Raw genomic sequence first — 24,570 nt, forward strand, 5'->3', positions numbered from 1 at the left:
TGCAGCGGCTGGTATCGGCGGCTGAAAGTACAGCATGGCCGAGATCACCGCTGGGCACGGACGTTGCGCCAGCGGTCAGGGCGTACGGCTGACGAAGTGGCTCCCCGCGACCGCAGTGGCGAGGCCGTGGCTGCGGGCGAAGGTTCGGAGGTCGAAGCCGCCTCGTGGGGCGCCCTCCAGGTTGGTCGCTGCGGGCTCGATGGGGCCGGGTTGGCGGAAGACCACGAGCGCGTAGCGGTGTGGGCCTGTGCCGCTGGGAGGCTGGGCGCCCTGGTAGTTCGTCACTACGTCGCCTGCTGTGACGTCCTCGCCCGGCACGTTGACCACCAGCCAGTGGAGCCAGGAGCGGTAGCTGGGGGAGCGGCGGCTGGGGGCGTCCGGGTCGACCATGCAGACGGTGTAGAGCGCGTCGGCCTGGTGGGGCCAGTGGAGGGAGACGGGCGGGTTCCACACCTGGGCGGGCGTCAACTCGTTGCCGGAGGCGACGTCCAGGCCGCTGCCGTACGACGCGCGCAGCACGTCGCTCGGGGCCGTGTCCAGGACATCGGGCACCAGGCCGCTCGTCTCGAACTCGTTTGCCATGTTCGCTGCCTCCGCTGCACCGATGCTGCCCGCTTGTGCGGGTCGATCTTCGCAACGCGCGCGGTGCATGGGTCGGTGGCGGGGCCGATGTTCACCCGTTCGTCGGTGTGCGGCCGGTCTCAGGCTGCCCGGGGAATTATGGGTTTGTACTCCGTACAGCGTACCGTACGCTGTACGGAGTAACGCGCACCTGTGCAGTGAGGAGCACCCATGTATCAACCGACCGCCGAGGAACTGCAGGCCGTCGAGGCGTGGTTCGTCGCGTACGACGCGGTGGCCGAGCGCGGCGCGATCGAAGAGTTGGCCGATCTGGCGGTGTTCCCGATGAACGTGGCCACCGACGTGCCCGGCGGCCACGCCGCGGTGCGGCAGTGGACTCGGGAGGAGTACATCGAGGCGATGCGTGAGGCCATCGGCGGCGGAACCGCGGGGCTCGACCTCGCGTCGACGCGGACTCCCCGCTTCGTCAGCGCGAACCTCGTCGTCGTGGAGACCGAGGCCACGATGACCTTCGAGGGGCAGCGGCAGAGCATGCACTACGTCGACCTGCTGGTGCGTACCGAGGGCGGCTGGGCGTTCCAGACGATGGTGCAGGGCGGCTGGGGCCACGGCTGGCCGACCGCCAAACGCGGCTGACCGCAAAGGCGTTGGCGTCGGGGACGTCCGGCGTCCTGGTCGCCGTGCGCGGGTCTGTCACCTCCGATACCGCTGGGCCACCGCCGCGAAGGCGACCTTGGGTTCCCAGTCCATGTCGGGGTAGGTCCGCCCGCGGCGTCCCTCGAGAAGTTTGACGATGCCCAGGCCGGCCCGGTCCAAGTCGTCCCTGGGGTCGCCGTCCGGGCGGTGCGGGTAGCCGGGCAGGGCGAACAGGAACACGAACGCGCTGTCCACGCCCTCTGTTTCGAAGATCTCCAGTAGTTCGCTCAGGTACGCGGCCTGGCCGGGCTCGTCGCGCTCGTAGATGTTGTTCAGCCGTACCGGGGCCTTGGTCTTCGGGTCGTACTCGACCACTTCCAGCACCCGCCCGCCGCGGTCTCCCGCGCCGCGGTAGGCCGCGGTGCCGAATCCGGTGATGGCGAGCGGTTTCGGGCCTTGCGCCAGGGTGCGCACGGCGTCGCGGAACCGGTCGGCGACCTCGGCGGAGCGGATCAGCTCGAACGTCACGAAGTCGAAGGGGGTCCAGTCTACCTGCTCGAACTGGATGGCCGCGTAGGTGAGTTCGCCCTGGAAGCGCTCGCGGACCGTGGCCGCGGCGTCGTGGAGGAACGCGTTGATGCGCACGCCGAGTTCGCGCATCGCCTCGGCCCGCCGCTCGGGTCGGCCCATCAGCTGCTCGACCCGTTCCTCGGGACTGTCTCCGGGCAGGAACCCGCGGTTCATCACGCTCAGTTCGACCCCCGCGACGAACACGACCGCGGCTCCCTGTCGCCGGAGCCGCTCCGCCCGCTCGGCGCAGTCGCGGAAAAGCGTGAGGATCTGCTCCGGATCCAGCTCCAGCGGATAGGGCGAGAACCAGACCTCCAGGCCGAGTTCGGCGGCGGCGTCGGCGGCGAGTTCCAGCCGGTCCGGGTCGCCGCCGATGATCTGGACCGCGTTGCAGTGCAGGTCGTCGCGGATGATGGCGAGCTCGCGCCGGACCACCGCGGGGTCGAAGTGCTCGCGGGATATCTGGTCGTGCACGACGAATCCGGTGTCGTAGGTCATTCCTCGCGCTCGCATGCTGACGTCCTCTCTGCCGGTCTCGGTCCGGTCGAGGCTGCCAGGAAAAATGCGTGCGCGCAAGTTTGCGTACACGCAACTTTGCGTGCGCGCAGACCTGTGTGGAACGCTGGCGCCGTGACGACACCAGGGCTGCGGGAACGGAAGAAGCAGGCCACGCGTGAGGCGCTGCGTGAGGCGGCCCTGCGCCTGGCCGTGGAGCGCGGACCCGACCGGGTACGGGTGGAGGACATCGCCGAAGCGGCGGGGGTCTCGCCGCGTACGTACAACAACTACTTCGCCAGCCGCGAGCAGGCGATCGTCTCCGCTGTGACTGCGGACCGGGAGGAGCGGATCGCGGCAGCGGTCGCGGCCCGACCCTCGGGCGTACGCCTGGCCGACGCCGTCACCGATGCAGTGGTCGAGCAGTACACGAACACCGGCGAGCGCGAACACAAGGCGCTGCTGCTGATCACCACCCAGACCGCGCTGCGCGACGCGTTCCTCGACGCTACCGCCGGCATCGAACCCCCTCTCGCCGCGGTGATCGCCGAACGCCTGGGCGATGCCGGAGCGCACACAGCCCGCGTCCTCGCGGCGAGCGTGGCCGCGGCGGTGCGCATCGCGCTGGAAGGCTGGCTCCGGCCGACCGAAGACGCAGATGCCGCCGGGAGTTTCGCCGCTGGAGGACTGGTCGTGCCCTCGGGCTCGCTGGCCGACCAGCTCCGCGCGGCGCTTGCCCCGCTCGCGCCGGCGTTCGACGCCGCCGAGCGACGCACCCAGCCGTGAAGTCGGCCCGACTGGCGCATCTGCTGGGCAAAGACCAGATCAGACGGCGAGTGCGGTACTAGAGGGACGACATGGGACGCCGGTACGCCCGGTGGAGCACTTCCGCGGGCGGCGACGCCCAGCAGCAGTCCGGCCGGGGTGGACACCAGGACGACGAAGGTGGCCATACGGAGCGGGTGTTCGCCCCCGTCGTTCCAGTCGGCGCTGTCGTACGCCGTCATGTACAGGCTCGATGTACGCGCAGCCGTTGCCATGGCCCACCACGGCAAGTCCCGGACCGTACCAACGGTGTTCGCGGTCTCTTCGTCGGCTGCGCGCATGCTTCCCCCTTGAAGCGTCCGGGGGCATGGGCGACGGTGCTCAGTCGATGGCTCCTCGTGCGGAGACGCCGTAGCCGGGACGGCCGGTGGTGCGTGCCCGGTAGGCGCGGCGCAGGCGCTCGTATCCGGCCGGGCCCTGCAGCGCGGCGGCTTCGTCGAGCGACGCCCACCGCCAGTCCACCGATTCGGCGTCGAGCCGGACGGCCGTGTCAGCAGGGATGGTGCCGGCGTCGAAGACGAACTGCAGGACCGGTGCGGCCATCCGGCCGTCCCCGTCGGGGTCCTGCGGCCGCCAGTCGACGTCCAGGAGCGCACCGACGGACAGCCGGAGGCCGGTCTCCTCCTCCAACTCCCGGCTGGCGCAGGTGGCGGGGTCCTCGTCGTGGTCGAGGCAGCCTCCTGGCAGCAGCCACCCCTCGCGGTAGGACGCCTTCAGCAGCAGCACCCGGCCGTCCTCGTCAGTGAGCAGTACGGCCGCGCTGGTGTAGTGCAGCGGCAGTGTGGCCAGCCAGGCCTCGTGCGGGAGCAGCTGCCGGTCACGGCTTCCCGTGGCAGCGACGCCCGCCGGAGTGGCGACCGGGGCGCGGGGCGGCGGGTCGGCCGCTGCGGTGACCGCTTGGCCGCGGTACTGCCGCACGGGCCACAGCTCCCCGAACAGGCCTGCCTCGTCGGGCTCGTCGGCGGCAACGAGTTCGGCGAACGATCCGCGCCGGACGACGCGCGTGCGGTCGTGGTCGTCTGCGTCGGGAGCGGGGGGCTGCATGGGCACGACGGGGCCTCCGATGCGGTGCGGCGGCGGGGCAGGGTGTCCAGCTTCGAGGGCGCGGACCACCTCGCGGCAGAGCGCACGGAGTCAGCAGGCGGGCGCACGAGTCGAACGCGCGCTCGACCAAACGTGCTTCCACGGCGCCCCGTCGCGGGCTGATGCACCGTCCCGCCCCACCTGCTCACCGCCACCTGGTTGGCCCAACCGGGCATACGCGGTCGCCCCGGCATACCCCTGCGCCGGCGTCACCGCCCCGATCACGGACGGTCGCGCCGGGTGGAGAAACCTGACAAAGTGGGCCAATGCTGAATCAGGTGGCTGACGGCGTCTGGGTCCGGCAGAGCGAGTGGGTCTGGAGCAACGCCGTCGTGGTGCGCGGGGAGAGCGGGCTGGTCCTGGTCGATCCCGGCATCGACGGATCCGATCTGAACGAGCTCGCCGATGACGTGGAGCGGCTCGGCATTCGGGTGGTCGCCGGGTTCTCCACGCATCCTCACTGGGACCACCTGCTGTGGCATTCCCGGTTCGGTGACGTGCCGCGCTACGCCACTTCCGCGTGCGCCAACCTCGCCGGCCAAGCCCGAAAGCAGGCGCAGGAGATGGCGGCGGACAGTGCGTCCGGCATCCCTCTCGACCTCATCGCGCTGGTCACCCCGCTGCCCGCTGACGGCGGGCCGGTGCCCGGCGAGATCATCGAGCACCAGGCGCACGCCGTCGGCCACGCGGCGGTCCTGCTCGCGGACCGCGGCGTGCTGCTCGCCGGCGACATGCTCTCCGACGTCCTGATCCCGCTCTTCGACTTCCGCCAAGAGGGTCAGGTAGACACGTACGGAACCGCGCTCGACCGCCTGGGTGAAGCGGCCAGGCACGTCGATGTCGTGGTCCCCGGCCACGGGGCTGTTGCCACAGGCCCCGAGGTGGCGGCCCGCTTTGCCGCCGATCGTGCGTACGTCGACGCGCTGCGGCGCGGGGAGGAACCGGCCGACGTGCGGCTGGCGCAGAACTGGCTCGCCGGGCCCCACGAAGCGAACGTGAAGCAGGCCGGATACTCACCCGGGTGACCTTCGGCGCTGCCCCCGCTCGTGGGCGCTGCGCCGTTCGGTCGGCCTGAGTCCGAGTCTCACGGGGCCTTCCGCCCCCGAGCCCTAGCGTGACCCCATGACGAGGAACATGCGGCGGCGCGCAGCCGTGGTGCTCTGTGTGGCAGCGGCCCTGATGGGACCGGGAAACCCGGCTGGTGCGTTCGCCGGGTCCTCCGCGGCCGGACGGTCGCCGCGGTCCCATGCCCTCGTCTACGTCGCCAACCTGCACTCCGACACGGTTTCGGTCGTGGACGCCGGCACCGGCAGGGTCGTGGACAGCGTTACCGTCGGGGACGGACCGGACAGCGTGGCCGTCAGCCCCGACGGCTCCCGCGTCTACGTCACCAACTCCGCGGCGGACACCGTGTCGGTGATCGACACCCGCACCAGGACGGTCATCGCCACCGTCCCCGTAGGGGGCGAACCGAGCAGAGTGACGGTCTCTCCCGACAACCGGAACGTCTACGTCGCCAACGTCAAGTCGGACGACGTCTCGGTGATCGACGCCCGCACCCGTGCCGTGACCAACGCCATCACGGTGGGCGACGCCCCGCTGGGCGTGGCCGTGACGCCCGACGGATGCACCCTGTACGTCGCCAACGCCGGGTCCAACACCGTCTCCGTGGTCCGCACCGCCACAGGAACGGTCACCGGAACCATCCCCGTCGGCAGCGGACCGACCGCCCTGGTCCTCACCCCCGACGGCCGTCGGCTGTACGTCTCCAACCTGACCTCGGACGACGTTTCGGTGGTGGACGTCCACGACGGCGTCGAGTCGGACCGCATCCCGGTCGGGAACCAGCCCGCGGGAATCGGGGTGCGTCCGGACGGCCGGCAGGTCTTCGTCGCCGACATCGGGTCCGACACCGTGTCCGTGATCAGCACCCGCACCGATGCAGTCACGGCCACGGTCGCCGTGGGACACGGCCCCAACGGCCTCGCCGTCAGCCCGGGCGGATCCCGGGTCTACGTCAGCAACTTCGACTCGGACACTCTGTCGGTCATCGACACCGCGACAGACCGCGCAACGGACACCGTGACCGTAGGCGACGGGCCCACCGGCGTGGCGGCGGCACCTGGCGAGGGGGCCTGACCCGGATCGCCGGCCGAACGTCCCGACGGTCGCGGCTGGGCGCGCGTCCGAGGTCGAACGTGCGGTGCCGAACACCCGGAGCGGTGCGCAAGCCCACCCGCTCGAGCTGTCGTTCGCCGCCCGCGTCCGCAGACCGTGACGCCGGCGCCCTCCGAACCTTGCCTATCGATATTCGATAGATTACCATCGCAATTCGATGGGAGGAGTGGGGCCGTGGGAAAGCTGACAGTGCGCGCGCTGCACGCCGTGCTCGCGGTGGTGCTCACCGGAAGCGTGCTCGTACAGGCCTTGATGGTGTGGGCGCTGGTCAGCGGTAAAGACCAGGAGGACGGTTCGCTCCCGCTGACCGCGCTGCGCGTGATCACGATCGTGGGCATCGCTACGGTCCAGGTCGCCGTCGGCTGCGTCTGGCGGCTGCTGACGATGGTGCGACGCGGAACCGTCTTCTCCCACGCCGCCTTTCGCTACGTGGACGGCATCATCGGGGCCGCCGTCGCGGCCGCGCTCGTGTGGTTCACGGTGACTGCGGTCAACGCGCCCGGCCAGCGCGACGACCCGGGCGTCACCGGGATCATGGCCGGGATCGGCGTGGCCATCCTGGGCGTCGCGCTCATCGTGCTCGTGCTGCGCACCCTGCTCGCCCAGGCCGTCGCCCGCGACGTCGAAGCAGCCCGGATGCAGGCCGAGTTGGATGAGGTCATCTGATGCCGATCGCCGTCGACATCGACGTGATGCTGGCCAAGCGGAAGATGTCCGTGGGCGAACTCGCGGACCGGATAGGGATCACGCCCGCCAACCTGGCCGTCCTCAAGAACGGCCGCGCCAAGGCGGTGCGCTTCACGACGCTCGCCGCACTGTGCGAGGTGCTCGAATGCCAGCCGGGCGACCTCCTCCGTTGGGAGGCCGAGGAGAGCGCGGACGAATGAACCGCCCCTGCCACAGGTCAAGTTCGTGGCCGCCGGGCTCACGCCTGCTCTCACTCGCCTAGGCGAAGACTCAACTGATCACCCAGATGCCGGAATCCGAGGGCCGCCGCCACTCGTCGGGATGCCGCCGGACGAGCCCTCCACTGGGGCAGCAGGTCAGCGTCGAGCGCGTGGCCGACCGCCGCGGAAGCCACCTGCCGTGCGAGACCGCGCCCGCGCTGCTGCGGAGCGGTCAGTACGGACAGGTGCGCGGTCGACGTCGGCCACATTCGGTATCCAGCCGCAGCGAGGAGCTCCGAGCCTTCGCGGACCAGGAACACCGGGGAGTCGATCTCCGCAATGCCGCTCTCGTCCGCGTCTTCCGGCCCGACCGAGTCCACCAACGCCAGAACGTCCCGGTGGCCTGGGGGAAGGCAGGTGATCACGGCGTCACCTCGGGCCGGGCGGAAGTCGTCCCTTGAGAGATACGCCAGGGCCGCCGGCCCCAGCACTTCGGCCACCGGCAGCATCGGCCCGAACTGGTCGGCAGACACCACGGAATGGACCGGCACCTTCTCCAACGCCCGGCGGAGCAGGCGGGCTTGCCCGTCGTCCGGCGCCGTGACGATCGCCCCGTCGCCCACCCTCACAACGCCCGCCCAGGAAGGCGGACACAACAGCGAATCCGGCGAGACGGCAACCGACACGCCGCCGTTCGACGGAAACGACACAGGCGCACCGGCCAATCGCTCCCACAAACCACGCACCCGGGTCACGAGCGAATCGCCAGTCATAAGCAGATCCTGCCATTCGGAGAAGAGAGCACACGACCCCGCGTGCGGGAGGCCGGCCGACCAACCTCCGCGTGGTCAGCTGCCAGGGAGGATCTGGCGGGGGCCCAGGTCACGAGCCGTTTGGACGAAGGCGTGCAAGTGGGCGTTGTCGGCGGTGGAGCGCCAGACGAGGACCCACTCGGTGACAGGCGCGTCGTGGATCGGCACGAACACGATGCCGGGCGGCGTGTAGTACCACCCGACGTGGGCGTTCAGCGGGCAGATCGCACGGCCGTCGGCGACGAGGGACAGCACCTCGTGGAAGGTCTTTGCGACCGGACCGCGCGGAATCGGGCGACCGCCGGCGGTGTGCGCCGGCACCATCGCCTCGGCCCAGTAGTCCGGGATGGCGGTGCCCGCACTCGGCACCCAGCGGTCGGCGAGGTCCTCCAGGGACACCGACTCCCGACCGGCCAGGTCGGAGTCGGCCGCGACCGCCAGGACCCGCCCCTCGGTGTGGACGACCGGACCGACGGCCAGGTCCGGCTCCCGGATCGGCAGCCACATCAGCTGCACATCGACCAGGCCGGCGCGCAGCAGCACGAACGGATCGCTGAAGTGGAACTCGGTGATCTCGACGTCGCAGTCGGGCTGGGCGGTCTTGAAGGCGTCGATCACAGGCCGCAGTTCGTGGCCGTGGGCACCCATCACGCCGAGTCGCAGCGTGCCGCGGACGCCTTTGCCGGCCGCGGTGGCCTGGGCCATCCCGCCGTTGATCAGGTCGTACGCCTGCCGGAGGTCCTCGCGCAGTTGGCGGCCGATCGGCGTCAGCGCCACGGAGCGGCTGGTGCGGTCGAACAACGCGGAGCCGATGCGGCGCTCCTGCTTCTTGATCGACTGGCTGACCCGCGCCGCGGAGATGTGGAGCCGTTCCGCGGTACGCCCGAAGTGCAGCTCTTCGGACAGCACCAGAAATATCTCCATGTCCCGCAGTTCCATCGGCGATCCTCGTGCTCAGGGGTTAACAATGACGCTGCGGTTATCGATAACCGCCCGAAGAGTACCTTGATCGCCGACGGCGGGCGCTGGCCTTTTCGCGATCCGACGTGCGGGCACCGAGCCGGGGCGTCTCAGAACGGACGCCGCGGCCAACCCGGTGGCGCAGCGCGGCCGTGAGCCTTCCTCGGTGACCGACACGTTCGCGGCGCCGCCGTCCTGGCGACTGCGGACCCCGCCGTCTCCGGTGTGGCGGCCCCGCGTCCTGTTCGTCCTCACGACCGCCGCAAAAACCATTCGCGATGGCAGGGGCTTCGAGCCGAGACTGACAGGTCGATCACACCAAACCGGAAGAGTGGCCAGCCCTGACGTACAACCGTGACACCCTGCCCTTCCCCGACAACCGTGTGCCTCCCGTCACCTACGAGAACATTCGGAACTGGGACGAATTCGACCCGGCTCGACACCCGTTCGCCTGGGATGATGCCGAAGACGCTCATCTCCGCTCGCTGGTCCGCGCGTGGGTGCCGCCCGTTCTCTCCGGCATGGCCGGCTGGTGGCAGGGCGAACGTTGGTGTGAGAGCCAGGTGGACGCGGTCCTTCGGGAGCGATATGGCACCTGGGCCTGGGGATGGAGCTGGTGCTACCGCGACGGCGGGCCCATCGGCAACTGGGTCAGCGGGTCGAGCTCGGTGACGACGCCCGACGAGACCGCAGCACGCGTCGTGGCCGCGCTGCTGGAGTGGCGGGAGTGGCTGGAGCGGATGGCCCAGCGCTTCGCTGAGCTGGCGCCGCCGCCTGACGCCTCACCCGAAGATCGCAGCTGGCATCTGGAACGGGCCTGCGTCCGGCTCGTGACCCACACGCTGGACTCGGGCGCGGAGGGCGGCTGGTACGGGCAGGCCTCGATCGTCCTGGGCTGGTTCCTCACCAGCACCGGCATGGACCGGACCCAAGCCGCGCAAGCGGTGGAGAAGGCGATCGGTGGCCGGTTCAAGAGCTGGGTCTACCCGGAGCGCACACTGATCGAATCCGTCGGCGAGGATCTCGCCGTCGGCCTCACCGGCCACGCCCCGTACCAGGACCACCGTGAGAGGGCGGCGCTGGAGGAACTCCATGACCGCTACTGACAGCCTTTCAGTCTGGCTGCGTGTGCGCCGCGAGGTCGATTGGCAACGCGCACCGGCCCTGCAACGGGTCCCGCACGGCCGCCATGGGTTCCGATCCTGGTGCGAGGGAGCGGTGCGTCGGCGCGACCCGATTCGCGCCGAACGTCTGCTCGCCGCACACGCCTTGGCCCGAGAAGATGCCGCACGCCGTGCCCCGCTGGACTTCGCCCTGCTGGCCGGCTGGCAGCGCGAAGTCCTTGCCGCGACAGAGACACCGTTCCGCGTCAGCGACGCCTATGCGAAGGACGGCCGTGAGCGCTACGGCCTGAACCCGCGCACCCGAGCCGATTTCGATTCCTGCCTGCGCGAGACACACGACCCGGACATCCCGCTGGCAGCCCGCGCGGCCCGCGCCTACCTCGATGTGGCGTTCTTTCACCCCTTCACTGACGGCAATGCCCGCGCCGCGCTGTTGACCTTGGTCCATGTTCTGGCCCGCGAGGACATCGTCCTTCCTGAGGTCGGTCCCCTCCAGACCACCCGCTACGCGGACGACCCGGCCGGCGCCGCCGACCTTGCCGCTTTCATCGGGGTGCTCAACCGCCGCCGACAATGAAGCTTCGCCGCGGCCGGCATCGCCTTCGTCGTCCTGTCCCGGCCTCCGCCGCCGCCGCTGGACCCACCAGCGCGTCCAGCAGGACATCACCACCCGCCTCAACGGCCAGGCCCGCGCCTACATCTCCTTCCAGCTCTATCCGGTGGACCCCTCCGCGATCATCGCCATGGCCCAGACACAGGGCTACGCCTACACCGGCTCCACCCGGTACCGCTGGATGCCGCTGATGCCCTTCACCCACCTCCACCCCTAACAGCCGGCATCCGGACTCCAGACTGTCCGGCGCCCAGGTCCGGGCGTCGACGTACTCACCGACGGCCAGCCGCACGAACTCCTCGCTGGCCTGCAGCCCGTGCTTCGCCGCGGCCACGACCAGGACGCCCAGCACCACCTGCTCGCCTCGGCCGCCCTGGCCACCACCGACAACAGCGCCCATCCGCCTGCGGCTGCGCCGCTCGCTGGGCCACCAGATGGCCGAAGCGGCCTATCTACTACCTGACTTCGTGGCGTTCCCGGAGGAACACGGAGAAGGGACAGTGACCGTCGCCGCGGCGGTGGACTGAGTGCAGGCCCGCGAGCCCGAGGCGGTCACCACGGTCAGCCCGAGAAGGATCACCGCCGTTCGCTGGCGTCGCGGCCGGATCTTCCCCTATTCCGATGCAGACGTCGCCGCCATCGTGGCCGCCGCGACGGAGACGATTCCCCAGCCGCTGCAGGAGGCGACCTACCGCACGCTGATCGGCCTGCTGGCCGCGGCGGGGCTGCGGGTCGGTGAGGCGTCGAATTCTGCTGGGAAGAACCGGGACTCCAGATCACGGTTCACGGCACCCTCGACGAGGCGGTGGCCAGCGAGCTGGCCACCGTGATCGCTCGTCAGGTCGGCTCCGACCTTGCGGTCCGGACTCGCCTGCTCGAGCTTTAGGGACAGATCATCGGGCGGCCCACATGTGGATCGCGGCGGTGACCTGTCGACGTACTCGTTGCGAGTGCCAGGTACGTACGGGTGAACGGGGCCAGCCGTCAGGTGGCTTCGTCAGAGACACAGAGGCGCATCGACCCGCAGGGCTGTTGGGGGCGCGGCTAAGCAGGCGTCTCCACGGCACCCTGTGCCGGTAGCGCCGCCACGATGGGATGGTCTCGCCCGACCGGGGCGATCCTGGAACTCCCGCCAGGCGAACCGAGATCGGCGCAGAACTCGGCGTTCACGGCGGTGAACTCCCGCCATTCCTCCGGGACATCGTCCTCGAAGTGGATCGCCTCCACGGGGCACACCGGCTCGCACCCGCCGCAGTCGATGCACTCGTCCGGGTGGATGTAGAGCATGCGCTCGCCCTCGTAGATGCAGTCGACAGGGCACTCGTCGACACAGGCCTTGTCCGTGACGTCCACGCAGGGCAAAGCGATGACATAGGTCATGGGACGGTCGTCCTCTCACGTCGTTTCCGTCGCTCCGACGCAGCCGACCGTATGACCTCAAGTAATCTTGAGGTCAAGGGAGGATCCGCATGACGACCAAGCGACCCAAGGAGACCCGGGCCCGCCCGGACGACTGGCTGACCATCGGCGAAGTGAGCGCCCGCACCGGCACGGCTGTCTCCGCGCTGCGCTTCTACGAGGAACTGGGCCTGATCGCGTCCGAACGCGACGACCGCAACCAACGCCGCTACCCGCGCCACATGCTCCGCCGCGTCGCGCTCGTCTCGGTGGCCAAGCGCATCGGCATCCCCCTCCAGGACCTCCGCGACGCCTTCGCCGACGTCCCCCTCGACCGCCCGCCCAGCCACCAGGAATGGCAGCGCGCCTCCCGTGGCTGGAAACGCCGCCTCGAAGAACGCCGCAAGACCATCGAACGCCTCGAAGCCGAACTCACCGGCTGCATCGGCTGCGGCTGCCTCTCGATGAAGGCCTGCGCCCTCCTCAACCCCGGCGACGAACTCGCCGAAGACGGCACCGGCCCTCGCCGCCTGTGAGCACGCCCCGAGCCGAAACCGCCCAGGCTCGGCGGATGGCCACGGCACGGCGGGCTACGACCGCGTTCGGCTGCTCAGGACGTCGAGGACCAAGGAGCTCCGATGTGCAAGGTGGATTACGAGCGGGCGGCGGCCCACACGGCAAAGGTTTCCATCGGATCGTCGCGCAGCTCGGTGATCCGCGCCCGCGTCGTGGCGTTGTCGGGTGCATGGGCAACGCCCAATACGCGGGCGTTATCCTCGCAGTCCCACAGGGATTCGGTGTAGGCGTACTCCAGCCCGGTCGGGTCGATCGCGGCCAGTGCCTGAAGGTAGGCGGCCCGTTCGTAGGAGTGCGGAGTGCGCCACCAGAACCGGCGCAAATACGGCACGGCGTCAGAGGCCGCCGGGCCGAAGCGGGCCAGGCGCCGTGCGCTCGAGTCGGGTCCGCACCAGGTGCGGGTACGCAGCAGGCGGGCGAGGTCGGCAACCAGGAACGGGACTGCCTCGGGCTGGAGTTGGTCGGCGAGTACGTCCGTGCCGAGCCGGGCCAGCCACGGCGCCGCGTCATGCGCCCAGCCGCGAGCTGCCGGGACGGCTGCAGCGCCGAGGTGTTCGACCGCCCGGCGGATCTCGGGCAGGAGGCTGTCGTCGTCCGGGGTGACGAGGGAGGGGACGAGCGGGATCAGCGCGCCCAGTGAGTCGCGGCGGCGCAGTTCACGCAGGGCGTCGACCCGGGCGCGGTCCTTGGGGCGTGCCGACGCGAGTAGGTCGTACAGCGCGCCGTCCGGGTGCCCGGTCAGGTCGCGGCGCGCAGGACGGGGTTCGGATTGGCGGACGTCGATCCCGAACCGTGTCCACACCGGATTCCGCAAGGGCAGCTCCGGCTCGTCACGGATGCGGGTGCGGGCGACGTCGCCGAGGTCGTCCCACCACGCGTCCGGCCAGCGGTTCGCCATCGACGTCAGGACGCAGATCCAGTGCGCGCCGTCCCGGACGTGGGTACGCAGTACGTCGCGGGCTTCGTCCGATCCATCGACGGCGAGCAGGACAAGCACGTCCGCCGCGCGGGCATTCGCGTCCTCGGACACCGACAACTGCTCCACCACCGGCGTGAGCGGCAGCTCCAGGTCGCGAACCAGCCGGGCCAGGTACACGGCACGCACGTCGGGGAAGTCCCACGTCCAGTCCCGCTGGATCGAGTCGTAGACGAACGGCGTGGCCGCCACCGGGTCTTGCTTGGCCCGCACCGCGCCCAGGCCCCGCCCCCGCTGCAGCAGCCCTTCGAGGGAATCGGGGTATGCGTAGAACAGCTCGCATTCTTCGCTCATCACCCGGCACCCTGCCGGAACGGACGCCTGACCGCCACGCGATATCCGACGCGAACGGTTGGGGCGGTTCAGTACGTCAGGTGCATCACGACCGGGGCGTGGTCGGATCCGGCTGCGCATTGGCGAGCGGTGGGCTGCGTCTGAGTAGAGCCGTCGAGGCGGCGCGCGGAGGCCGTTCTAGGCGTTGGCCGGTGGCTGCGGCGGGTATACGCGGGTGACCCGGATCAGAGCGGTGTCGATGGTGCTCAGGGCGGCATGTGCGGCCGCCACCGCGGTGTCCAGGTGTGGGCGCGGCGGCGGGAGTTCGCGGTGCGGGCGTCCCGGTCGGCGGCCGATCGCCAGTCGTGTGGCGACGATGTTCGCCGACACGGCCTCGGCGCGCTCGGCGAAGCCGTCGTCGGGGCCGCGCGTGGCGATGGCGCGTACCGGCTCGGCGCACGACCGCACGGCGGCGATGGCGTCGGCGGGATGCGCGGCCTGCGGCCTCCACCATCGGACGATGCGGTGGTGCGCGTCGAACGGAGCGGCGATTTCGCCCAGTTGGGCGACACTCCGGTTGAAGCGTGCGTGAGCCTTGGCGACTTCGTCGGCGCGGTTCCGGCGGTCGTGGGCCAGGACGTCCCCCAACGCGGCAAGCGCGTCCGCGATCCGGCGGCGTGCCACGTCGCCGGACCGTACGGGCAACACGAACCAGGACGCGGCGACACCGATCGCCGCACCCACCACGATCTCCTCGAGCCGGGTGCGCAGAAGACCGGTTCCGGTCTGCCCGTAGTAGCCGTACAACAGCGACAGGACGGCCGTCACGCAGCCGGCCCAATAGGCGTAACTGAACGTCCGCAAGCAGGATGCGACAACGAGCACCGCCAGGATCACCGCGACCGACGCGTGGTCCCCTGGCGAGAACGCCCCCGCGCACAGTGTCGCCAGCACCGTGCCGACGGCGGCGCCCGCGACGCGCAGGACGCTCTTGTGGACGACGTCGCCCCGCCCGCGATTGCCGCTGCACACAAGGAACGCGGTCAGTACCGTCCACGTCCAGTGGTCCGGATACGCGAGCCTTCCGACCAGGAACGCGGCGCCGGACGCGGCGGCCATCTGCAGCGCCATGCGGGTACTGGCCGGCAGGCGCGATCGACCGGCCCCGCGTTCCGGACTCGAACGCGGCACCGCCGGCTGCCGGGTGGTCCCGATCCCGACGGCACGAGCCGCGATCCGCCCGAACGCCACACTGGCGAACGCGATCCCCGCCGCGGCGGCCGACCACACCACGCGCCCGACGGGGCCGTCCCCGGGAGGCACGGGACTGACCAGCACGGCCACCAGCGGCAACGTCACCAGCGTGCCGAACTCGGCGGCGCGTGGGCCGAAACGCCGGACCCAGATCGCCCCCGCGACGCCGACGAGCCACAACGTGTCGCCCACGCCGTGGCGTTTCGCCAGCAACCACCCGACCTCCGCCGCGCCCACGGCGGCGAAAGGCAGCAGTGCCAGCCCGAACAGGGCACGCCGCCATGAGGTTTCGCGCTGTGTCCGGGCCAAGGTCACCGTGATCGCGACCGTCAACACGACGATGCTGTCGCCCAGTCCGGCGGCGCGCTTGAGCCACAGCCCCGCCCAGAACGCCAGCGCCAACGATGCGGCCGTCGTGGCTGCCGCGGCCCCCGCCTCACGCAATTTACTATGCATAGTCTTATTAGATTGACTCGACAGCACTGATCGTGTCGACCAAACCACAAGCTATATCTTAGTAATATGCACCAGATGGAGAGAGGCCTCCCGCGCGCCGCCGCCGCTGAGATCCGCCGCGGAGCCACACGTCTCGCGCGCCGCCTGCGCGCCGCGCGCTCCGCGGACGCCCTCAGCGGCGCTGAAGTCAGCGTCCTGGGCCACCTGTACCGCCGCGGGCCGTCCACGCCGACCGAGGTGGCCGCCGCAGACCACAAGCAACTCCAGTCACTGACCCGGGTGTTGGCCCAACTCGAACGCAACGGCCTGGTCACGCGCTCCCGCGACACCGGGGACCGCCGTCAGGTCCGCCTCACCCTGACCTCGGCCGGCGAAGCCGCGCTCCTGGCCGACATGGCGGAACGCGACGCCTGGCTGGCCGCCGCGCTCGGCGACCTGACCGAGACCGAAATCGAAGTCCTCCGCCTGGCCGGCCGCTTGATGGACCGCCTCGCCGACATGTGACGGCCGCCTGGGCGGTTCACGGCGAGAACTTGCGTGTGGACTGCGCCGAGTCGGCCGCGAACCATCGGACTGGCCGCCCTTCCAGACCTACCAAGTCCCGGGTGATCTCCCGCACGTTCCTTGATCGCGAAACCGGTGCGAACGTCGGTGTCGCGAAGCACGCAGCGGCGGGGTTCCGCTCACTCGCCGGTGCTGATACGGCGGCATCGCGATCGCTCTGGAACCGGTTGGATGGCATCTCCGTGTTCGTTGACGTTGATCGCCGTCGGCCGCGCCGCGCTGCCGCTGGCGTGCAGTGACCGACGGGGGTGGTGGCGCGATGGCATGGATGGTGCTGTGCACGCTGATGTACGGCGGTGCCGGGGTGTACGCGCTCGTGGCGCGAAGACGGGGTAAGCCCCGGGTCGTCCCGATGCCTGCGCCGAACACGCTCGGGTTGTACGAACTGGCCTACCTCGCGGGCGGCCCCGCGCGGGTCGCCGACGTGGCCGTGCTCGCGGCCCAGGCGCGCGGCAGCGTGCTCGTCGGGCCGGACGGGCAGGTCGTGGCGGGATGCGGCGACCCGCCCGACGCGTTCGGCGCCGCGGTGGTGGTCGCCGGGCACGCGGGGCCGACCCGGCTTGACGCGGTACGGGTGGCCGTCGCGGATGCCGAGCCCGTCCGGGCGGTGCGGGCACGGCTGTTCGCGTCCGGACTGGTCAATCCGGGCCCCCGCAACCCGACCCTGATGCGGGCTCAGCTTGCGCTGGTGCTTGCGCCGTTCGTCGGCGTGACGGGGCTGTTCTTTGACGACCTGGCCGAGTCCCCGTTGGACGGCACCCTTGTCTGGGTGGCCGACCTGCTGCTGGTGCTGCTCGGCAGCGCGGCCTGCGTGGCCGCGTCGTTCCTGCTGTTCACCAGCACCGACCGGGGGCGGTCGCCGCTGACCAACCAGGGCATCCACTACTTGTGGCAGCAAGTCCGCGACCCGGCGGGCCTGCAGGCGCACGAGACCGCGGTCGCCGGCGGCCACGGCCTCGGGCGGGTGGCGCTGGGCGGCATCGCGGAGATCCGCGACCCCGGTATGCGGGCGGCGTTCGGCCACGCCGCGCTGGATACAAGAGGCCGGGCGCGCGCCGACGGTTGGCCCGAGCAGCAGTGGATCGACAACGCCAACGAGCGCGGGCCGTTGCTCGGGCCCTCGTACGTCGACCTGTACGCGCAGGCGATGGAAGACCAGCAGGCGCAGGGCCCGCTCCCGCAGGGGCGTGTGCAGCCGGGCTCGTCTCCCGCAGCCCCGTCAGCACAAGGCCCGCCTGGCGGACGGCGGTTCGACGCGCGGCGGGTCGGGCCGCCGCCGTGGGAACGGCTGCCCGGCGTACAGGACCCGTACGTGGACCAGTACCCGGAGCGCTACGCGGTCCGCGAGCCCGCCGCGGACCCGGGCGGCAGCGCGGCGGAGCCCCCGAGCGGCCCAGCCGACGGGGCCGCGGGCGGAGCCCCCGCCTGATCGCCAGCCGCCAGCCGCCAGCCGCCAGCGGTCGGTCGTCGGCAGCCGGCGACCCAGGACGACCAAGGGAGTCCCCTGATGGACGAGGACGAAAGCCTGCTCCGCTTCGGTCTCCGCCCTGTAGGCGCCCATCTCGACGAGATCCGCGCACTTCTCCGCGAGCGCACCGAGCGTGAGCGGCGCGCCCAGGGCGACGGCGACACCGTGCTGATGAAGCTGTGCTGCATCCAGCTGTTCAACAGCGGCGAGCTCGACGACACCCTCCTTATCTGGAACGCCAAGCGCGCCAGCTTCGACGCCTCGTGCTCGATCGACATCCACCTTCTCCTCGGCCGCGGACTCGAGGCGACGAAGGCCTACCTCTCGGCCCATCCCTCGTCCGCCGCGGCAGCGGCACTGGACCGCATCCGCGAAGCCGAGCGGCACGGCGAGTTCGAGGGCTTCTCGGCCGAGGAGTACTCAGCCTTCTGGGACACGTACTACGCGTGAGGTCCGCAGCGCCGACGAGGAACGCCCGGCCGCATGCCGTGCGCGGCGGGGCCTATGGGTACGGGACGTCGCCGTCCAGCTGATCGGCGGCCTGCTCGTCCTCGGCATCGCGGCGTCGATCGACTGGGTCCTGACCTGCGGCAACCTCAAGGACTGCAACGCGGTTGCAGTACCGGGCGGCGACCGGTTGCACGGCGGTGACCGCAGCCGCTAACCGCCTCGCAACCTCGCAACCTCACGGTCGGGAGGGTTGTCGGCGGGCGTGCCGCCGATGGGGCAACTGGCCGAGCGGGAGTGCGTGTTGGGCGCGGGGGCGGATCGGGCGCTACATGGGCGCGAACGCCGTGCGCGCCGGACCGCAGTGGTCAGAGGGTCGGGGGTTCCGCGCGTACCAGGCCGTTTTGGTAGGCGATGACGACGAGTTGGGCGCGGTCGCGGGCGCCGAGCTTGGTCATGGCGCGTTGGATGTGGGTGCGCACGGTCAGGACGCTCACGACGAGCTCCTGGGCGATCTGATCGTTCGATTTGCCGTGCGCCGCCAGGACGGTGACTTCCTGTTCGCGCGGTGTGAGGTCGGCCAGGCGTTCGGCCGGGGCGAGGGGCGGGCCGGAGGCGGGCGTGGTGAGGAAGCGGGTGATCAGGGCCTGGGTGGCTCCGGGGGACAGGAGGGCCTCGCCCGCGGCGACGGTGCGGATTCCGTCCAGCAGCGCGTCCGTGGTGACGTACTTGCCGAGGAAGCCGCTGGCGCCGACGCGCAGTGCCTGCGCGACGTATTCCTCGGTCTCGAACATGGTCAGGATGAGGACGCGGGTCCCGGCGAGGTCGGGGTCCTCGCAGATGGCGGCGGTGGCGGCGAGGCCGTCGGTACCGGGCATGCGGATGTCCATGAGGACCACGTCGGGCCGCCGGACGCGGGCGAGTTCCACCGCTTGGCGGCCGTCGGCCGCTTCGCCGACCACCTCCATGTCGTCGCACGAGTCGATGAGCAACTGGAAGGTGCCGCGCAGGAGGGCCTGGTCGTCGGCGAGCAACACGCGGATGGTCAACGGGATTCCTCGGGTCGTGGTCCGGCCGGGGCGTCCGCCGCGGTGCGGGGCCGGAAGGGAAGGGCGGCGGCCACTTCGAAGCCGCCTTCGGGGCGGGGGCCGGCACGCAGGTCGCCCCCGACGGAATGGGCGCGTTCGCGCATGCCCATCAGGCCGTATCCGCCGCCGGGCACCGGGGGGACGGCACCGTCGTTCGCGGAACCACCGTTCGCGGAACCCTCGTTCGTGGTGCCGTCGTTCGCGGTGCCGTCGTTCGTGACGGTGACGAGCAGGCGTGCGGTGTCGTAGTGGAGCCGGACCCGGGCGGCGTGGTCGGGTGCGTGCTTCGTGGCGTTGGTGAGGGCTTCCTGGATGATCCGGTAGGCGGTCAGGTCGACTCCCGGGGACAGGGGCCGGGCCGGTCCTTCTGCGGTGACGGTGACGGTCAGGCCTGCCGATGCGCAGGCCGTCACCAGGTCGGGCAGGCGGTCCAGCCCCGGAGCGGGCTCCAGCGGGTCGGTGTCGGGGCCCGCGGTCCGGCGCAGCACGCCCACGGTGGCGCGGAGTTCCAGGAGTGCGGAGGTGGTGGTGCCGACCAGGTCGGCGAGGATCTTGCGGGTCTGCTCGGGGTGCGTCTCCGCCAAGTGGGCGGCGGTGCCGGCCTGGGCGTGGGCGACGGCCATGTGATGGGCGACGGCGTCGTGGAGTTCGCGGGCGATGCGAAGGCGTTCCTCGGCGACGCGCAGCCGGGCTTCCTCGTCGCGGGTGCGCTCGGCGTGCGCGGCGCGGGCTTGGACGGATTCGAGGTAGGCGCGGCGGAAGCGGTTCTGGCCGCCCAGGGACATCGGCAGCAGCAGCCACAGGACCGTGCCCACGGTCCGGAGGATGAAGTCGTCGCCCAGCGGCGCGCCGGCCAGCGAGGTGGCCGTCAGCACGGTCACGGTCGCCGAGCCGTAGACGCCGGTGGTCCGCGAGTCGGTGAGTGCGGCCAGCCGGTACAGGGCGGTCATGACCGGCGCCAGCAGCAGCGGACTGGGCAGATAGCCCAGGGCGGTCAGCGCGGCGGCCCCGGCGGCGGTGACCGCGAGGGTGGCGCGCGGATGGATGCGGGACGGCAGGACAGCGGCGCTGGAGGCGACGAGGATCCAGGCGGGCCACAGCGCGTGCGGGGGAGCGGACTCGGACGTGCTGATCCGGGCACCGAGGAGCGTGCAGACGCACAACGCGACCACCGTCGCCACGTCCGCGGCCCGGGCGCGGCGTTCCGCGTACCGCTCGTGAATGCTGGTCATCCTGCTCTCCGCAAGGGGGCGTGCCGTGGTCCATGGTCGCCGATGACGGCGGGGACGGGGCGCGCGGACCGCCCGAGACACCGTGCTCGGGCGGTCCGCGTGGGCGGAGTGCGTCACACGCGCGCCTCGACCGGCCCGTCCGGATCCGGATCCGGGTCCCGGCTGCCGGGCCGCGCGTGGCCGAGTGCCGCGCCTTCCACGTCGACGCGCGGCAGGACCCGGCCCAGCCACGCGGGCAGCCACCAGGCCCGCTCGCCGGTCAGCGCCAGCACGGCGGGCACGATCGCCATCCGGACCACGAACGCGTCGAACAGCACCGCGGCCGCCAGCCCGAACCCGAGCATCTTGATCAGCGACCCCTGCTCCCCGACGAACCCGGAGAAGACCGCGATCATGATCAGCGCGGCGGCGGTCACCACGCGGGCACTGTGCCGGAACCCCGAGACGACGGCCTGGTCCGCGGACTCCCCGTGGGTGTACGCCTCGCGCATCCGGGAGACCAGGAACACCTCGTAGTCCATGGCCAGTCCGAAGACGATGCCCATCATGAAGATCGGCATCAGGCTCATCACCGGGCCGGTCTGCTCCACTCCGAACAGGCCCGCGGCATGGCCCTGTTGGAAGACCAACACGAGAACTCCCAGGGCGGCCAGCACCGAGAGGACGAATCCCAAAGCGGCCTTGACCGGCACGAGCACGGACCGGAAGACCAGCATCAGCAACACCACCGCCAAGCCGCCCACCACGGCCAGATACGGCACCAGCGCGGACTGCACCTTCGCCGCGATGTCGATGTTCAGCGCGGTGGTGCCGGTGACTTCGTACGTCGCCGACGCCTGCGCCTCCACCGCCGGCCGCTCGCGGCGGATCCGCTCCACGAGCGCTTTGGTCCTCTCGTCCGTGGGGCTGGTCGACGGGGTGGCCTTGAACACCGCCGTGTCGCCGGCCTCGTTGAAGCGGGCCTGCGAGACCGACACGATGCCGTCCGTACCGCCGATCCGTTCCCCGACGGTGCGCGCCGCGGCGTGCGGATCGGCGGTTCCCCGCGCGTCCACGACGATGGTCAGCGGACCGTTGAAGCCGGGGCCGAAGCCCTCGGCGAGCGCGTCGTACGCCCGCCGCTCGGTGGTCGCGGTGGACTTGGCTTCGTCGCCGGGCATGCCCAGTTGCAGCGACGCCATCGGGACGGCCAGCGCGCCGAGGCCCGCGACCCCGAGGACCAGCACCGCCACCGGGCGCCGCAGCACGAACCGGGCCCAGCGCGTGCCCAGGTTGTCCCGTCCTCCCGCGGCACGGTCGCGGAGCCCGGCGACGCCGTCACGCGCACCGGACGTGCGCGCCCGGCGCGCCTTGCGCGCCAGCACCGCGTCGGGCCAGAACCCGAGCAGGGCGGGGACGACCGTCAACGCGACCAGCACGGCGACCGCGACGGCCCCCGCCGCGGCCAGGCCCATCTTCGTCAGCGTCGGAATGCCGACCACCGACAGGCCCGCCAGCGCGATCACCACGGTGACCCCGGCGAACACGACCGCCGACCCGGCGGTGCCCACCGCCACTCCGGCCGCCTCCGCCGCGGCCCGCCCGCGCGCCCGTTCCTCCCGGTAGCGGGACACCACGAACAGCGCGTAGTCGATGCCGACCGCCAGGCCCAGCATCATCGCAAGCGTGGCCGTGTCCGAGGACAACCCCAACGGGTCGGCCAGCAGCACGATCCCGAACAGGCTGACGGCCACGCCCACGACCGCGGTCAGCAGCGGCAGGCCCGCGGCCGCCAGCGACCCGAACGTGAACAGCAGCACGACCGCCGCCGCCGAAAGCCCGACGATCTCCGCGGTCCCGTCCGGCCCGCCGCCCGCGTCCATCGCCGAACCGCCGGTCTCCACCGTCAGGCCCGCCGCCCGCGCCCGGTCGGCCGCCGCGTCCACGGCGGCACGGTCGGCATCGGTGACTTCGGAGGACTCGACTTTGTAGGTGACGGTCGCGTACGCCGTCGTACCGTTCCCGCTGACGGCTCCCGACGCGAACGGGTCGGCGACGCCCGCCACTTGGGGGCCGCCACCGAGCGAGTGCACGGCGTCCTCGACGGCCTTCCGGGTGTCGCCCGCGGTCACCTTCTGCCCGTTCGGGGCGACGAAGACGACCCGGGCGGTGGCGCCGTCGGCGGCCGTTCCCGGAAAACGGTCCTCCATGAGATCGAACGCCTTCTGCGCCTCGATCCCCGGCATCGAGAACTCGTCGTCAGAGGCCTCCGGCGCCCCCATGGCGCCCACCGCGACCGCGACCAGCACCCCCAGCCACACCAGGAGGACCCGGCCGCGCCGCCGAAAGGCGCCGCGGCCGAGCCGATACAGAAAAGTCGCCACGTCAGGGTCTCCCTATCCACAAGCGATGACCGCTCAAGGCTCGCCGGGGGAGACCCCTCCAGTCGTCATGCCGCTACGGACACTGCGGCCTACTGAAACCACACGACCGCGTACTGAAATCGCAGTAGGCACGCGTCCACAGCGCTGTGCCAGCGCATCGCCGGTCAACGCGTCGGCGGGGAGACCGGGATGGGCTTGTCCGTCGCGCGCGGACTGGTGGCGTGGTGGCGTTCATCGGCGGTTGAGAGCCAGAAGTAGATTGCCGGGAGCACGAGTTCGATGGCCAGAAGGACCAACTGGAACCACTGAGGCCGCCCTTGGACGCCCCAGGACAACAACCTGCTCACGCCGCCGAGAAAGAAGACACCGGCGAGCCAGCGCACCGCCTTCGACGGGATGGGCGACTGCCGGGCCACCCAGATCCAGGCCAGGCCGTAGCCGAGGAAGGTCGCGCTGAAGAACCTGACCAGGCTGTCGACGGTCGGCCCGGCCGAACTCGCACCGGGCACCGAGTCCATGCCTGTCGCCATGTGGGTGGCGCCGATCGCCACGCAGGCGATGCCCATCGTCCATGAGAGCCACTTGAGGAGCCTTGCCATACGTCGGTCACCCCAGCCTTAGTAGGCAGCTGTCTACTAAGGCGAAGGTAAAAGCGTTGGTAGACACGCGTCAAGTAACCTCGGGGCGTGACCACGCGCCGCAGGCTCAGCCCCGACGAGCGCCGCCGCCAGTTGCTCGACGCGGGGGCGGAGTTGTTCGCGGCCGAGCCGTACGACGCCGTCCTGATGGAGAACGTGGCCGAGCGGGCGGGAATCTCAAGGGCGTTGCTGTACCGCTACTTCCCGAACAAGCGTGCGCTGTTCGCCGCGATCTATCAGCAGGCGACGAAGCGGCTGCTCGCCGACACGCCGATCGACCCGGCGAGCCCGGTGTTCGAGCAGCTGTCCGCGGGGCTCGACGTCCACTTCGACTACTTCGCGGCGAACCGGAACACGGTTCTCGCCGCGAACCGCGAGCTCGCGGGCGACCCGGTGATCCAGACGATCGTGAACGACGAGCTGGCCGAGCTGCGGCAGCGGCTGCTGGACGCGAGCGGAGTGGACGGCCGGGCACGGGACATGGCCTCCGCCGCACTGACGGGCTGGCTGCTGTTCGTCCGCGTGCTGTGCGTGGAGTGGCTCGCCGACGGCACGTTCACGCGGCCCGAACTGCACGCCATGTGCGTCGGTGCGTTGCGAGGAGCGCTCGGCACGGTGCCGGGCGCCGAGCGGTTCCTCGCCGAGGCTGACGCCAACCGCTGAGCACTCCGATGCCTGCCGCGCCCTGAGCAGGTTCCGCGCCCAGATGGTCTTGAACGGTCTGGGCCGCCAAGGATTGTGCGGCAGCGTTCTTGAGAATCAGGCGCCGGAGTTGTCGACGAAGCCCACGATGTCGAGATATTCGATTTTGGGCCGGACGCCGTAAACCCCCGTCACCTTGCCGACGAGCTCATCCGTGAAGAAGGAGCGGGCCTTCTCCTCGTCGTCCCACACGTAGAAGTTCCTTGCGTGAACGCCGTCGTCGTCGAGCATGAAGCTCTTGAAACGAAGGCCGGCCATGCCTTCGAACGGTGGGCGGAGCTCGCCGGCAATCTTTGCGACAGTTGCACGGTCGAACTTGTCGGTCTGCGTGAAAGTCACGAGCACGCCGATCATCGGGCCTCCTAGCGAT

The 24,570-nt window shown here is 70.9% G+C and carries 28 protein-coding genes; 15 read left to right on the top strand and 13 right to left on the bottom strand.

Annotated features, from left to right (window positions below):
• Positions 1-75 precede the first annotated feature (75 nt).
• Positions 76-582 (bottom strand): YbhB/YbcL family Raf kinase inhibitor-like protein, encoded by a 507-nt coding sequence (locus QI554_RS34755; protein WP_281475982.1) that lies wholly within the window; start codon positions 580-582, stop codon positions 76-78.
• Positions 583-792: 210 nt separating this feature from the next.
• Between QI554_RS34755 and QI554_RS34760 the strand changes: the two genes are divergently transcribed.
• Positions 793-1,218, top strand: a complete 426-nt coding sequence (locus QI554_RS34760; protein ID WP_281475984.1) for a nuclear transport factor 2 family protein — start codon at positions 793-795, stop codon at positions 1,216-1,218.
• A gap of 57 nt (positions 1,219-1,275) precedes the next feature.
• Here QI554_RS34760 and QI554_RS34765 read toward each other — a convergent pair whose 3' ends face one another.
• Positions 1,276-2,286 (bottom strand): hypothetical protein, encoded by a 1,011-nt coding sequence (locus QI554_RS34765; protein WP_281476076.1) that lies wholly within the window; start codon positions 2,284-2,286, stop codon positions 1,276-1,278.
• Positions 2,287-2,418: 132 nt separating this feature from the next.
• On the opposite strand from QI554_RS34765, the gene QI554_RS34770 reads away from it, so the two are divergent.
• Positions 2,419-3,069 (top strand): TetR/AcrR family transcriptional regulator, encoded by a 651-nt coding sequence (locus QI554_RS34770; protein WP_281475985.1) that lies wholly within the window; start codon positions 2,419-2,421, stop codon positions 3,067-3,069.
• Positions 3,070-3,429: 360 nt separating this feature from the next.
• On the opposite strand, the gene QI554_RS34775 is transcribed toward QI554_RS34770, so the two are convergent.
• The gene (locus tag QI554_RS34775; protein WP_281476077.1) at positions 3,430-4,152 is read right to left on the bottom strand and encodes an NUDIX domain-containing protein; all 723 of its coding nucleotides are present in this window, start codon (positions 4,150-4,152) and stop codon (positions 3,430-3,432) included.
• Between the two features lie 305 nt (positions 4,153-4,457).
• On the opposite strand from QI554_RS34775, the gene QI554_RS34780 reads away from it, so the two are divergent.
• From QI554_RS34780 to QI554_RS34795, 4 genes are all read left to right on the top strand, one after another.
• Complete coding sequence (locus tag QI554_RS34780) at positions 4,458-5,216, top strand: MBL fold metallo-hydrolase (RefSeq protein WP_281475987.1); 759 nt, start codon at positions 4,458-4,460, stop codon at positions 5,214-5,216.
• A 97-nt stretch (positions 5,217-5,313) separates the two neighbouring features.
• The gene (locus tag QI554_RS34785) at positions 5,314-6,330 is read left to right on the top strand and encodes a YVTN family beta-propeller repeat protein (protein WP_281475989.1); all 1,017 of its coding nucleotides are present in this window, start codon (positions 5,314-5,316) and stop codon (positions 6,328-6,330) included.
• 213 nt (positions 6,331-6,543) lie between these two features.
• Complete coding sequence (locus tag QI554_RS34790) at positions 6,544-7,035, top strand: DUF2975 domain-containing protein (RefSeq protein ID WP_281475990.1); 492 nt, start codon at positions 6,544-6,546, stop codon at positions 7,033-7,035.
• Positions 7,035-7,256, top strand: a complete 222-nt coding sequence (locus tag QI554_RS34795; protein WP_281475991.1) for a helix-turn-helix domain-containing protein — start codon at positions 7,035-7,037, stop codon at positions 7,254-7,256. Before QI554_RS34790 ends, QI554_RS34795 begins: the two co-directional genes overlap by 1 nt.
• 50 nt (positions 7,257-7,306) lie before the next feature.
• Here QI554_RS34795 and QI554_RS34800 read toward each other — a convergent pair whose 3' ends face one another.
• Positions 7,307-8,029: a GNAT family N-acetyltransferase gene (locus tag QI554_RS34800; RefSeq protein WP_281475992.1), complete on the bottom strand. Its 723-nt coding sequence runs from the start codon at positions 8,027-8,029 to the stop codon at positions 7,307-7,309.
• 75 nt (positions 8,030-8,104) lie between these two features.
• Positions 8,105-9,007 (bottom strand): LysR family transcriptional regulator, encoded by a 903-nt coding sequence (locus QI554_RS34805; RefSeq protein ID WP_281475993.1) that lies wholly within the window; start codon positions 9,005-9,007, stop codon positions 8,105-8,107.
• A 404-nt stretch (positions 9,008-9,411) separates the two neighbouring features.
• On the opposite strand from QI554_RS34805, the gene QI554_RS34810 reads away from it, so the two are divergent.
• The 3 genes from QI554_RS34810 to QI554_RS34820 all read left to right on the top strand — a co-directional run bounded on the left by QI554_RS34810 (position 9,412) and on the right by QI554_RS34820 (position 11,595).
• Positions 9,412-10,134, top strand: a complete 723-nt coding sequence (locus tag QI554_RS34810) for a hypothetical protein (protein WP_281475994.1) — start codon at positions 9,412-9,414, stop codon at positions 10,132-10,134.
• Positions 10,121-10,729 carry a Fic family protein gene (locus tag QI554_RS34815; protein WP_281475996.1) on the top strand — a complete coding sequence of 203 codons (609 nt, stop codon included), beginning with the start codon at positions 10,121-10,123 and terminating at the stop codon, positions 10,727-10,729. Before QI554_RS34810 ends, QI554_RS34815 begins: the two co-directional genes overlap by 14 nt.
• A gap of 563 nt (positions 10,730-11,292) precedes the next feature.
• Entirely contained in the window at positions 11,293-11,595 is a 303-nt protein-coding gene (locus tag QI554_RS34820; RefSeq protein WP_281475998.1) for a hypothetical protein, read from the top strand.
• Between the two features lie 214 nt (positions 11,596-11,809).
• Here QI554_RS34820 and fdxA read toward each other — a convergent pair whose 3' ends face one another.
• Entirely contained in the window at positions 11,810-12,145 is a 336-nt protein-coding gene (gene fdxA / locus QI554_RS34825) for a ferredoxin (RefSeq protein WP_281476000.1), read from the bottom strand.
• 89 nt (positions 12,146-12,234) lie between these two features.
• Here fdxA and soxR point away from each other — a divergent pair, with 89 nt between their 5' ends.
• Positions 12,235-12,699: a redox-sensitive transcriptional activator SoxR gene (gene soxR / locus QI554_RS34830; RefSeq protein ID WP_281476001.1), complete on the top strand. Its 465-nt coding sequence runs from the start codon at positions 12,235-12,237 to the stop codon at positions 12,697-12,699.
• Between the two features lie 116 nt (positions 12,700-12,815).
• Here the strand turns inward: soxR and QI554_RS34835 are convergent, their stop codons facing one another.
• On the bottom strand, positions 12,816-14,009 hold the full coding sequence (locus tag QI554_RS34835) for a hypothetical protein (RefSeq protein ID WP_281476003.1): 1,194 nt from the start codon (positions 14,007-14,009) through the stop codon (positions 12,816-12,818).
• 177 nt (positions 14,010-14,186) lie between these two features.
• Positions 14,187-15,725, bottom strand: coding sequence for an FUSC family protein (locus QI554_RS34840; protein WP_281476004.1), 1,539 nt, complete (start codon positions 15,723-15,725; stop codon positions 14,187-14,189).
• Between the two features lie 39 nt (positions 15,726-15,764).
• On the opposite strand from QI554_RS34840, the gene QI554_RS34845 reads away from it, so the two are divergent.
• From QI554_RS34845 to QI554_RS34860, 4 genes are all read left to right on the top strand, one after another.
• A complete protein-coding gene (locus tag QI554_RS34845; protein ID WP_281476006.1) occupies positions 15,765-16,202 on the top strand; it encodes a MarR family winged helix-turn-helix transcriptional regulator in 438 nt (145 codons plus the stop codon).
• Positions 16,203-16,303: 101 nt separating this feature from the next.
• Entirely contained in the window at positions 16,304-16,501 is a 198-nt protein-coding gene (locus QI554_RS34850; protein ID WP_281476008.1) for a hypothetical protein, read from the top strand.
• Between the two features lie 20 nt (positions 16,502-16,521).
• Positions 16,522-17,691 carry a TIGR04222 domain-containing membrane protein gene (locus tag QI554_RS34855; RefSeq protein WP_281476010.1) on the top strand — a complete coding sequence of 390 codons (1,170 nt, stop codon included), beginning with the start codon at positions 16,522-16,524 and terminating at the stop codon, positions 17,689-17,691.
• Between the two features lie 78 nt (positions 17,692-17,769).
• Positions 17,770-18,180 (top strand): hypothetical protein, encoded by a 411-nt coding sequence (locus QI554_RS34860; RefSeq protein ID WP_281476013.1) that lies wholly within the window; start codon positions 17,770-17,772, stop codon positions 18,178-18,180.
• A gap of 365 nt (positions 18,181-18,545) precedes the next feature.
• On the opposite strand, the gene QI554_RS34865 is transcribed toward QI554_RS34860, so the two are convergent.
• The 4 genes from QI554_RS34865 to QI554_RS34880 all read right to left on the bottom strand — a co-directional run bounded on the left by QI554_RS34865 (position 18,546) and on the right by QI554_RS34880 (position 23,459).
• Complete coding sequence (locus QI554_RS34865; RefSeq protein WP_281476015.1) at positions 18,546-19,226, bottom strand: response regulator; 681 nt, start codon at positions 19,224-19,226, stop codon at positions 18,546-18,548.
• A complete protein-coding gene (locus QI554_RS34870; RefSeq protein ID WP_281476017.1) occupies positions 19,223-20,497 on the bottom strand; it encodes a sensor histidine kinase in 1,275 nt (424 codons plus the stop codon). Before QI554_RS34870 ends, QI554_RS34865 begins: the two co-directional genes overlap by 4 nt.
• A gap of 113 nt (positions 20,498-20,610) precedes the next feature.
• Positions 20,611-22,860 carry an MMPL family transporter gene (locus QI554_RS34875; protein WP_281476019.1) on the bottom strand — a complete coding sequence of 750 codons (2,250 nt, stop codon included), beginning with the start codon at positions 22,858-22,860 and terminating at the stop codon, positions 20,611-20,613.
• Positions 22,861-23,024: 164 nt separating this feature from the next.
• Positions 23,025-23,459, bottom strand: a complete 435-nt coding sequence (locus tag QI554_RS34880; protein ID WP_281476020.1) for a DUF4345 domain-containing protein — start codon at positions 23,457-23,459, stop codon at positions 23,025-23,027.
• A gap of 87 nt (positions 23,460-23,546) precedes the next feature.
• Between QI554_RS34880 and QI554_RS34885 the strand changes: the two genes are divergently transcribed.
• Positions 23,547-24,161, top strand: a complete 615-nt coding sequence (locus QI554_RS34885) for a TetR/AcrR family transcriptional regulator (RefSeq protein WP_281476021.1) — start codon at positions 23,547-23,549, stop codon at positions 24,159-24,161.
• A gap of 96 nt (positions 24,162-24,257) precedes the next feature.
• Here QI554_RS34885 and QI554_RS34890 read toward each other — a convergent pair whose 3' ends face one another.
• Positions 24,258-24,554, bottom strand: coding sequence for a hypothetical protein (locus QI554_RS34890; RefSeq protein ID WP_281476023.1), 297 nt, complete (start codon positions 24,552-24,554; stop codon positions 24,258-24,260).
• Positions 24,555-24,570: the final 16 nt, after the last annotated feature.

The sequence above is a fragment of the Yinghuangia seranimata genome (assembly GCF_029953285.1).
GTDB lineage: Bacteria > Actinomycetota > Actinomycetes > Streptomycetales > Streptomycetaceae > Yinghuangia > Yinghuangia seranimata.